Genomic DNA, 7,067 nt, shown 5'->3' with positions numbered 1-7,067 from the left:
TCACGCACTCACGCACTCACGCACTCTTCGGCGTGATGTCGCCGGGCGGCTCGGGCACGTACGGATCGCGCAGGTGCACGGGCCTGGCCTTGCTGCGCGCGCGCAGGTTCAACAGCTCCACGAACACCGAGAAGCCCATGGAGAAGTAGATGTAGCCCTTGGGGATGTGGTGCCCCAGGCCGTCGGCGATCAGCGTGACGCCAATGAGCAGCAGGAACGCCAGGGCCAGCATCTTGACCGTGGGATGCCGCTCCACGAAGCCGCTGATGGCCCCCGCCGACACCAGCATCACGGCCACGGCCACCAGCACGGCCGCGATCATCACCGCGATCTGGTCCACCATCCCCACGGCGGTGATCACGCTGTCCAGCGAGAACACCACGTCCAGCACCAGGATCTGCGCGATCACCGCCCCGAACGAGGCGGGGATCCTGGCGGACGAATGCCCCTCCTCCCCCTCCAGCCGGTTGTGCATCTCGTGCACGGCCTTGCCCATCAGGAACAGGCCGCCGCCCAGCAGGATCAGGTCGCGCCCGCTGAAGGCGTGGCCGAACAGCGCGAACAGGGGCTGCGTGAGCCGGACGATCCAGCTGATGGAGAACAGCAGCAGGATGCGGCTCACCACGGCCAGCAGCAGGCCCGTGGTCCGGGCCCGCTTGCGCTGCTCCGGGGGCAGCTTGCCGGCCAGGATGGAGATGAAGATGACGTTGTCCACCCCCAGCACCAGCTCCAGCGCCAGGAGGGTGAGGAACGCGACCCACACCTGCGGATCGGAAAAGAGCTCCATGGAGACGGTCGGACGGTGTGAGAGGGCCGAAAGGCCGTCCGCGCATTCGCGCGGACGGCTCGCGAAGGTCGGTCAGGCGGCGCGCGCCAGCTGCTCCAGGCGCCGCACGCGGTCTTCCGTGGGGGGGTGCGTGCTGAACATGCGTGCCACCCCGCCGCCGAACGACGACAGCGGGTTCACCTGGGCCAGGGGCGCCACGGCGGGCGACACCTCCATGGGAATGCGGTGCGCGTAGTCGTCCAGCTTGCGCAACGCGCCGGCCAGGGCCAGGGGACGGCCACAGATCTCCGCGCCCACGGCGTCGGCCTTGAACTCGCGCTGGCGGCTGATGGCCATCTGCACGAGCCCGGCGGCCACGGGCGCCAGCAGGGCAAAGACGATCCCGCCCCCGCCGTCCTCCTCGTCGCCGCCGAAGAGGCTGCTCCAGATGGCATTCTGCCCCAGGGAGCTCACTGCGCCGGCCAGGGTGGCCGTGAAGGTCTGCAGGAGCATGTCGCGGTTCTTGATGTGCGCCAGCTCGTGGGCGATCACGCCCTCCAGCTCGTCCGGCGCAACCAGCTGCAGCAGCCCCTCCGTCACGCAGACGACGGCGTGCTCGGGGTTGCGGCCCGTGGCGAACGCGTTGGGCTGCGCGTGCGGCGCCACGGCCACCACGGGCATGGGCAGGCCGGCCCGCTGGCGCAGGCGGTCCACCATCTCGTACAGCCAGGGCGCGCTTTCGCGCGACACCTCGTGCGCGCCGTACATCCGCAGCACCATGCGCGCGGAGTTCCAGTACGCAAAGAGGTTCATGGCGCCGGCGAGCACCAGGGCGATCACCAGCCCGCCACGGCCGCCGACGGCTCCACCCACGGCCGCCACCAGCGCCGTGAGCAGCGCCATCAGCCCGAAGACTTTGACGTTGTTCATCCTTCCAGATTGTGCGTAGCCTCGTCAGCGCCGGCCGCACGGTGCGGCACGGCGCCCGTCCGCCGGGAGGGCGAACGGCGATGAACTGCGGACGGCTACGCGGCGGGCGGGGCCCGCGGAAGGGGCGAGCGCGCGAACGGCGCCGCTCGCCGGGGGGTACGCGGCGCGCGCGGCGCCGGTGCCCGGATGATCGTGGAGACGGGAAGAAGCTCCGGCAGGACCGCCGGGAGCGGGGCGCCGCCCAGGTCCGCGTCCCCGCGCGGCGGCTGCACGGGGCGCGCGGAAGCCGCGCGCCAGGCGGAGACGCCGGGCGACTTTTCGCTTCGGGGTGCCGAAGCGTGGACGGGCACGACCCCGACGAGCAGCGCCGCGAGAAGCAGCGCCAGCAGCAGCCGGGGACGGGACGAGCGGTGCGAAGGGCTCACGCGTGAAATCTAATGCACGCCCCGCGCCGTGTGCCAGCGCCGCGTAACGGAAGGCGTCGTGCGGATGCGCGCGGCACCGCAAGCGCGTAGCTTGCAGCAAAGCCGACGATCGGGAGATGGAGCGGGCGGGATCCAGAGGAAGAGACCAGCTCCCTGCCCCGCAACCCGCCCCACCCCCCGGCCCCCTCCCCGCTCGTTCCTCGCGGAGAGGGGGAGAAAAGCGGCAGGGGCGGCGGACCGGTCGCCGTTGCGTGAGGAATGCGCGCCCGCAGGGCCGAGACCGCGGAGTGTCGGGACAACAGCAGTATCGTTGTCCCCGACACGGATGGGGCTCGGCGCCGTTGGCAACAGTTGTATCGTTGCCTACGGCGCGCGCAGCCCGGCCCCCGCTTGCGGGGGACACGCCCAAATCCTGCTGTTCCAACGCAGTTGCAGTTCCAAGAGCCGTTCGTACGCACTCAACAAGAGGATGGGATGGGGATCGGCACGGAGGTCCTGATCGTTCTGCTGCTGCTGGTGGCGAACGGCGTGTTCGCCATGAGCGAGATCGCCGTGGTGAGCGCGCGCAAGGCACGGCTTCAGCAGCGCGCCGACGAGGGCGACCACGCCGCGCGCCGCGCCCTGCAGCTGGCCGAGCGCCCCGAGCGCTTTCTGGCCACGGTGCAGGTGGGCATCACGCTGGTGGGCACGCTGGCCGGCGCGTTCGGCGGCGCGGCCATCGCGGAGCCGCTGGCGGGCTACTTTGCCACCGTCCCCACCGTGGCCCGGTACGCCGAGCCGCTGGCCCTGGGCCTCGTGGTGATGGGCATCACGTACATGTCGCTCATCGTGGGCGAGCTGGTGCCCAAGCAGATCGGCCTGAACCACCCGGAGCGCATCGCGGGGCTGGTGGCGGGGCCCATGGACGTGCTGTCGCGCGTGGCCCGGCCCCTGGTGTGGCTGCTGACGACGTCCACGCAGCTGGTGCTTCGCGTGCTGCGCATCCGCAAGCCCGAGGACCCGCCCGTGACCGAGGCGGAGATCACCGTGCTGCTGGAGCAGGGCACGCAGGCGGGCGTGTTCGAGGAAGAGGAGCAGGAGCTGGTGGAGCGGGTGTTCTGGCTGGGCGACCAGCGCGTCGTCTCGCTGATGACGCCGCGGCACCGCATCGTCTGGCTGGACGTGGACGCGTCGGTGGAGGAGCACCGCCACGCCATGGTGGAGCACCGCTACTCGCGCTACCTGGTGTGCCAGGGCGCGCTGGACCACGTGCTGGGGATGGTGGACGTAAAGGACCTGTGGGCGGCGGAGCTGCGCGGCCAGCGCGTGGACGACCTGCGCCCCCTGCTGCGCCAGCCGCTGTTCATCCCCGAGAGCACGCGGGCGCTGCACGTGCTGGAGCAGTTCCGCGAGACGGGGACGCACCTGGCGCTGGTCGTGAACGAGTACGGCGGCACGGAGGGCATCGTGACGCTGAACGACGTGCTGGAGGAGATCGCGGGCGAGATGGGCCAGACGGGGCGCGCGGCCGTGTCCCCGCCCATCGTCCGCCGCGACGACGGCTCGCTGCTGGTGGACGGCTCGCTGTCGATGGAGGAGTTCCGCGAGCTGCTGGACCTGGAGGACCGGCGGCAGGAGCTGCGCGAGTACCGCACGCTGGGCGGATGGGTGTTCACCACGCTGGGTCACGTGCCGCGCCCGGGCGAGCACTTCGACGCCAACGGCTACCGCGTGGAGGTGGTGGACATGGATGGCAACCGCATCGACAAGGTGCTCGTGGCCCCCCTCGCCCGCCCCCGCGAGGACCGCGAACCGGCGGAGGATTGAACCGCATTCTCACACGGGGCCTGCGGCCAACGGAGTCAACGGTAACGGATGGAAGACGTTGACTCCGCGTGGGAATCCGTCGCGCGGTGTCCGCTCCGCGCGAGAAGCGTCGATCGGGCCGGGACTGGGGTACTCTGCGCCCTCCGCGGCTCTGCGTGAGAATGCAGTTGCCGTTCCGGACCGGGATGAACGCAGAAGCGCCGCAAGGAGAGGTTCCTTGCGGCGCTTCGTCATGCCCGGAGTCGGACTCGAACCGACAATCCCTCACGGGAGGCAGATTTTGAGTCTGCTGCGTATACCATTTCGCCATCCGGGCCCGGCAGGCGGAGAATCTAACGAGAGCGCGGACCGGAATCAATCGTTCCCGGGCGCCGGCACGCCGAATCCCTCTTCCTCCAGCAGCTGCAGCGCGTACACGGCCCGGCGCAGGGCGCGGACGGTGTCGCCCGTGGCCAGCCCCTCGCGGGCGCCGGCAAGCAGGCGCCGCGCCCGCCGCACGTTGGCGCTCTCCCCCGCCCCGGGCTTGCCCAGCCGCTCCTCGATGGAGGCCAGCAGCCGCACGCCCACGCCCAGCGCGGAGTGCTCGCGGGCCAGGATAGTGCCCCGCGCGATGTGCAGCACGGCCACGGTGGTGTCGCCCGCGACCATGGCGCCGCGCGCGGCGGCGGCCTCGGCGGAGACGCCCATGGCGGCCGCCTCCAGCTCCGGGTAGCGGCCCGTGGCCAGGCGCTCGCGGGCGCGGTCCGTCCACGAGTCCAGCGCCGCCAGGGGCACCAGGACGCGCAGGGGGTCCGGCGCGCGCGCCAGGGAGCCGGCCACCAAGCGCAGCGCGTCGTCTTCCAGGGCCAGCGACTCCTCGATGCGCCCGGCGCCCCGCGCGCGGCCGGCGGCCTCGCGCAGCTGGCGGGCCTGGGCGGCCGCGGCGCCGTCCTCCGCCAGCCAGGGCAGCCACGTGTCGGCGCGGGCCATGCCCTGCGGCTCGGCCACGGCCACCCAGGCGCCGCCGGAGACCACCTGCACGTACGACGTGGGCGCCGTGCCGGCATCGTCGCACGCCGCCAGGGCGAGCACGGCCGCCAGCGCGAGCATGCGCGCGGGGAGCGGGAACCTGCGAACCATCGGGGACGCGGAGTGCACGGGAGGGCGGAAAGAGGGGCAACGACAAAGTTTAGGCACGCGGCGCCACCCGGTCAAGCGAGGGGCCGGCGGCGTGCTTGACACCCCGTTTCGGGGCGGGATAGGTTGACGGACGTTCGAACCACCTTTGGACAAGGCAGGCGCGTTTGTCGATGACGGACGAGAGAAGCGCGTACGACGAGAAGCTGGAGAGCATTCTCCGGACCGCCGCGCAGATCTTCGCGGAGAAGGGCTACCACCAGGCCAGCATCCGCGACATCGCCCGCGCCACCGGCGTGAGCCTCTCGGGACTGTACTACTACTTCAACAGCAAGGAAGAGCTCCTCTTCCTCATCCAGGACCACGCCTTCGGCACGCTGCTGGGCAACCTGGAGCGGCTGCTGGACGGGGTGACGGAGCCGCACCGGCGGCTGCGCATCCTGATGGAGAACCACCTTCGCTACTTCATCGCGAACAAGTTCGAGATGAAGGTGCTTTCGCACGAGGCGGAGGCGCTCACGGGGGACTACCGGCGGCGGGTGAACGCCAAGAAGCGGCGGCTCACCGAGATCGCCATGGAGATCCTGAACGAGCTGCGCCCCGACGGGGACATCGATCCCCGCGTGGCCACGTTCGCCATGTTCGGGATGATGAACTGGCTGTACAACTGGCACCGTCCGGACCGTGACGTTGACCTGGACAAGATCGTGGACGACATGTACCGCATCTTCGTCGAGGGCTTTCTCCCCGCGGGGAGCACGGTGCCGGCCGGGGCGCGCGACACCGCGCCGGGCGAGCCGCGCCCGTCCATCTGGCGCTCGGGCGGGGCGGACGAATAGCCGCCCCTGCCGCATTCACTTCTCACGCACGTTGAAAAACGATGGCTACCGCGACCGCTGAAGTCCCGACCGAGACCAGGACCCTGGTGCACTACGAGGTGCGCGACGGCGTGGCGATCTTCACCCTGGACGATCCGCCGGCCAACACGTACACGCACGAGATGATGCGGCAGATCGACGACTGCATCCTGCGCGCGCGGTTCGACCCGTCGGTGGACGTGATCGTCATCACGGGCCAGGGCGAGAAGTTCTTTTGCGCCGGCGCCAACATCAACATGCTGCAGAAGGCCGATCCGACCTGGAAGTACTACTTCTGCCTGCATGCCAACGAGACGCTGCTCAAGCTGGAGCACACGCCCAAGCTGGTGATCGCGGCCCTCAACGGCCACACGGTGGGCGGCGGCCTGGAGATCGCCATGGCGGCGGACCTGCGCATCGCGCGGCGCGGCGCCGGCAAGATCGGCCTGCCCGAGGTGGCGCTGGGCGTGCTTCCGGGCACGGGCGGCACGCAGCGCCTCACCAAGCTCGTGGGCGCCAGCAAGGCCATCGAACTCATGGTGCAGGGCAACAACATCGACTTCGACGAGGCGAAGTCGATGGGCATCGTGAACCAGGTGATCGACGCCGAGGGCAAGGACGCGTTCCTGGCCTCGGTGCTTGAGTACGCGCGCCAGTTCACGCGCCCCAACAAGGCCACGTTCGCCGTGGGCAACATCAAGCGCAGCTGCCAGAGCGGCGCCGAGCTGCCCCTGGAGCAGGGCCTTGCCCTGGAGCGCGAGCTGCAGGCGCTGCTGTTCAACTCCTCCGACGCCAAGGAGGGCCTGAACGCCTACGTGGAGAAGCGCACGCCGCAGTTCACGGGCAAGTAAGCGTCTCGGGGTTTGCGGGAGGGCGTGGGCCTTGGGCCGGCGCCCTCCTTTCTGTTTTGGGGCCCTCACCCCGCTCGGGCCCTCACCCCGCTCGTTCCTCGCGTCCCTCTCCCGCAAACTGCGCGGGAGAGGGTATACACTTCGACGAGTTGAGTGCCCGGTAGCCGGCATCCGGCGCGATGAAGGTCTCCCCTCTCCGCGAGGAACGAGCGGGGAGGGGCGGGCTGCTGCCGGCACGGGCTGTCCGGATGCCCTCGATGAAGGTCTCCCCCTCCCCCGCGAAGCGGGGGCAGGGGGTCGGGGGGAGGGGGCCCTC

At 70.7% G+C, this 7,067-nt stretch carries 7 protein-coding genes and 1 tRNA gene; 3 read left to right on the top strand and 5 right to left on the bottom strand.

Annotated elements, in window-relative coordinates; translation table 11 throughout:
• Window positions 1–16: 16 nt before the first annotated feature.
• From VFZ20_RS06425 to VFZ20_RS06415, 3 genes are all read right to left on the bottom strand, one after another.
• Window positions 17–787: a TerC family protein gene (locus tag VFZ20_RS06425; protein ID WP_329683014.1), complete on the bottom strand. Its 771-nt coding sequence runs from the start codon at window positions 785–787 to the stop codon at window positions 17–19.
• A gap of 72 nt (window positions 788–859) precedes the next feature.
• A complete protein-coding gene (locus VFZ20_RS06420) occupies window positions 860–1,696 on the bottom strand; it encodes a zinc metalloprotease HtpX (RefSeq protein WP_329683013.1) in 837 nt (278 codons plus the stop codon).
• A gap of 95 nt (window positions 1,697–1,791) precedes the next feature.
• A complete protein-coding gene (locus VFZ20_RS06415) occupies window positions 1,792–2,121 on the bottom strand; it encodes a hypothetical protein (protein ID WP_329683012.1) in 330 nt (109 codons plus the stop codon).
• A 474-nt stretch (window positions 2,122–2,595) separates the two neighbouring features.
• Here VFZ20_RS06415 and VFZ20_RS06410 point away from each other — a divergent pair, with 474 nt between their 5' ends.
• On the top strand, window positions 2,596–3,927 hold the full coding sequence (locus VFZ20_RS06410; RefSeq protein ID WP_329683011.1) for a hemolysin family protein: 1,332 nt from the start codon (window positions 2,596–2,598) through the stop codon (window positions 3,925–3,927).
• Window positions 3,928–4,160: 233 nt separating this feature from the next.
• Here VFZ20_RS06410 and VFZ20_RS06405 read toward each other — a convergent pair.
• Together VFZ20_RS06405 and VFZ20_RS06400 are read right to left on the bottom strand one after the other, a co-directional pair.
• Window positions 4,161–4,243, bottom strand: a tRNA-Leu gene (locus VFZ20_RS06405).
• 38 nt (window positions 4,244–4,281) lie between these two features.
• On the bottom strand, window positions 4,282–5,046 hold the full coding sequence (locus VFZ20_RS06400; protein WP_329683010.1) for a hypothetical protein: 765 nt from the start codon (window positions 5,044–5,046) through the stop codon (window positions 4,282–4,284).
• A 170-nt stretch (window positions 5,047–5,216) separates the two neighbouring features.
• On the opposite strand from VFZ20_RS06400, the gene VFZ20_RS06395 reads away from it, so the two are divergent.
• Window positions 5,217–5,882 (top strand): TetR/AcrR family transcriptional regulator, encoded by a 666-nt coding sequence (locus VFZ20_RS06395; RefSeq protein ID WP_329683009.1) that lies wholly within the window; start codon window positions 5,217–5,219, stop codon window positions 5,880–5,882.
• 41 nt (window positions 5,883–5,923) lie between these two features.
• A complete protein-coding gene (locus tag VFZ20_RS06390) occupies window positions 5,924–6,751 on the top strand; it encodes an enoyl-CoA hydratase/isomerase family protein (protein WP_329683008.1) in 828 nt (275 codons plus the stop codon).
• Window positions 6,752–7,067: the final 316 nt, after the last annotated feature.

The sequence above is a fragment of the Longimicrobium sp. genome, from assembly GCF_036280135.1.
In the GTDB taxonomy this organism is placed as follows: Bacteria; Gemmatimonadota; Gemmatimonadetes; order Longimicrobiales; family Longimicrobiaceae; genus Longimicrobium.
Note: the sequence above shows the minus strand (reverse complement) of the source record. Positions and strands in the feature narration are given on the sequence as shown.

What these genes read in the sequence shown, in the direction of transcription:
- VFZ20_RS06425 (WP_329683014.1), bottom strand. Translation starts at nt 787, where the DNA reads ATGGAGCTCTTTTCCGATCCGCAGGTGTGGGTCGCGTTCCTCACCCTC.
- VFZ20_RS06420 (WP_329683013.1), bottom strand. Translation starts at nt 1,696, where the DNA reads ATGAACAACGTCAAAGTCTTCGGGCTGATGGCGCTGCTCACGGCGCTG.
- VFZ20_RS06410 (WP_329683011.1), top strand. Translation starts at nt 2,596, where the DNA reads ATGGGGATCGGCACGGAGGTCCTGATCGTTCTGCTGCTGCTGGTGGCG.
- VFZ20_RS06400 (WP_329683010.1), bottom strand. Translation starts at nt 5,046, where the DNA reads ATGGTTCGCAGGTTCCCGCTCCCCGCGCGCATGCTCGCGCTGGCGGCC.
- VFZ20_RS06395 (WP_329683009.1), top strand. Translation starts at nt 5,217, where the DNA reads ATGACGGACGAGAGAAGCGCGTACGACGAGAAGCTGGAGAGCATTCTC.
- VFZ20_RS06390 (WP_329683008.1), top strand. Translation starts at nt 5,924, where the DNA reads ATGGCTACCGCGACCGCTGAAGTCCCGACCGAGACCAGGACCCTGGTG.